Annotated in this window: 2 protein-coding genes; both read right to left on the reverse strand. The window is 33.3% G+C overall.

From position 1 onward, the window contains the following. Window positions 1-88 precede the first annotated feature (88 nt). Window positions 89-550, reverse strand: coding sequence for a hypothetical protein (locus tag FEK29_RS17795; RefSeq protein WP_138259785.1), 462 nt, complete (start codon window positions 548-550; stop codon window positions 89-91). A gap of 155 nt (window positions 551-705) precedes the next feature. Beyond that, on the reverse strand, window positions 706-1326 hold the full coding sequence (locus FEK29_RS17800) for a hypothetical protein (RefSeq protein WP_138259786.1): 621 nt from the start codon (window positions 1324-1326) through the stop codon (window positions 706-708). Between the last annotated feature and the right edge of the window lie 104 nt (window positions 1327-1430).

Below are 1430 nucleotides of genomic sequence, written 5' to 3' on the forward strand. Positions count from 1 at the left end.
CATCATTATGAGGTAATTGAAAATTAAATATTAACTTTAGAGAACTGGACTAGGGCTTTTCATAGGATACATTGTTGTGCAACGTTTTTTATTCAAATCGGTAAACTTTATTTTTCTCCAAAATTATTAATTCCGCTTTCTGTCCTATTGAGTTAATATTCTCAATAATTTCGTCCGCAATCTTTTTCGCTTTTTCATATTTCACTTCTTTATTGAAAGTGAATTGAATTCCAGGTATTTCCCACGAGAAACTAAACTCATCTTCTCCAACAACATAAAAAGGCCAGTCGTCTTTAATTACTTTTTTCCATTCAAATGAATTTGGTGTCATTATTCTGTCATATTCCTCGTTTGAAATTTCATCAACTCCAGTTATCAAAAACTCAAAATTTTCACCAGTCCAATTAGTTCGGTCAATATTTTCAGTATTCGTTTTCGATTTGGGTTCAGTTTCCATAGTTGTTTTATCCGCAATTTTTTCAGTCGGTTTTTCTTCTGGAATATTATCCAACTCGTTGAGTTTTCTTTTTAAAAATCGGAATATTTTCATTTTTGGTCAAAATGTTGCACAACGGTTAGTGTATGATTAGTTGCGGACTTTTCCAACGGAAAATGTCCGCCTAGCTCTAAAGATAATTGATTGCAGTGATTTCCCTGTGGGAAATCCGACCGCAATTAATTATACACTTTGTTAGCTGTAGGCGTTCATTTTCTTTTTTTCCTTTCTGCCCTGATACTGTTTCCAACGTAGAGAGCTAATAAAATGGCAGGTAAGTGCCAAGAAATCAATTTTCTAATCATAAGTAAACCTGAAATAATTAGTAGGCCTAGAATTATCCAATCAATCCAATTTATTTTTCTTTTTCTTTCAGATTTTGATGGACCAAGTGCACTTCTTTTGATTTGCTTTTCGTGTTCTTCAAGGAATATTGGAATCTCGTCTAAAAGCATTTGTCGGGTATACCAAGTTTCATCATCAACGTAAACAATCTTAGCGTTACATAATTGAATTAATGCCGAAGATATTATTCCAATACAAGCTCCAGCAATAAAATCGGCACCCCAAATAAATGATATTCCAGAATCAAAATTTGATAACTCCTTGTTCAAAAAGGGATAATCCAATAGAATTTCTTCTTTTTCTTGGACATAAGTTTCAAAGAAAGTCTCTTTTCCATTTAGATGGCAAGTCCCACCAAATTGATCCAGCGTTTTGAAATCTTCAAGAAATTCAAAATCGTATTTGAGTTTTTTAATTTCCGATTCCAGTTCGGATTTAGAAGGTGTTTTTGCTTTTTGATAAAAAGCAATCATTGTCATTGACATAAATTAGTTGGTTTTCATGCTTACAGCTAACGGTCAAGTATAAGCGTAGTGCGGGATTTCAGAGCGATTCACTATCCGCATCCCACAAAGTTTCTTAGGAAGAA

Origin of the sequence: Maribacter aurantiacus, assembly GCF_005780245.1 — a bacterium.
GTDB lineage: Bacteria > Bacteroidota > Bacteroidia > Flavobacteriales > Flavobacteriaceae > Maribacter > Maribacter flavus.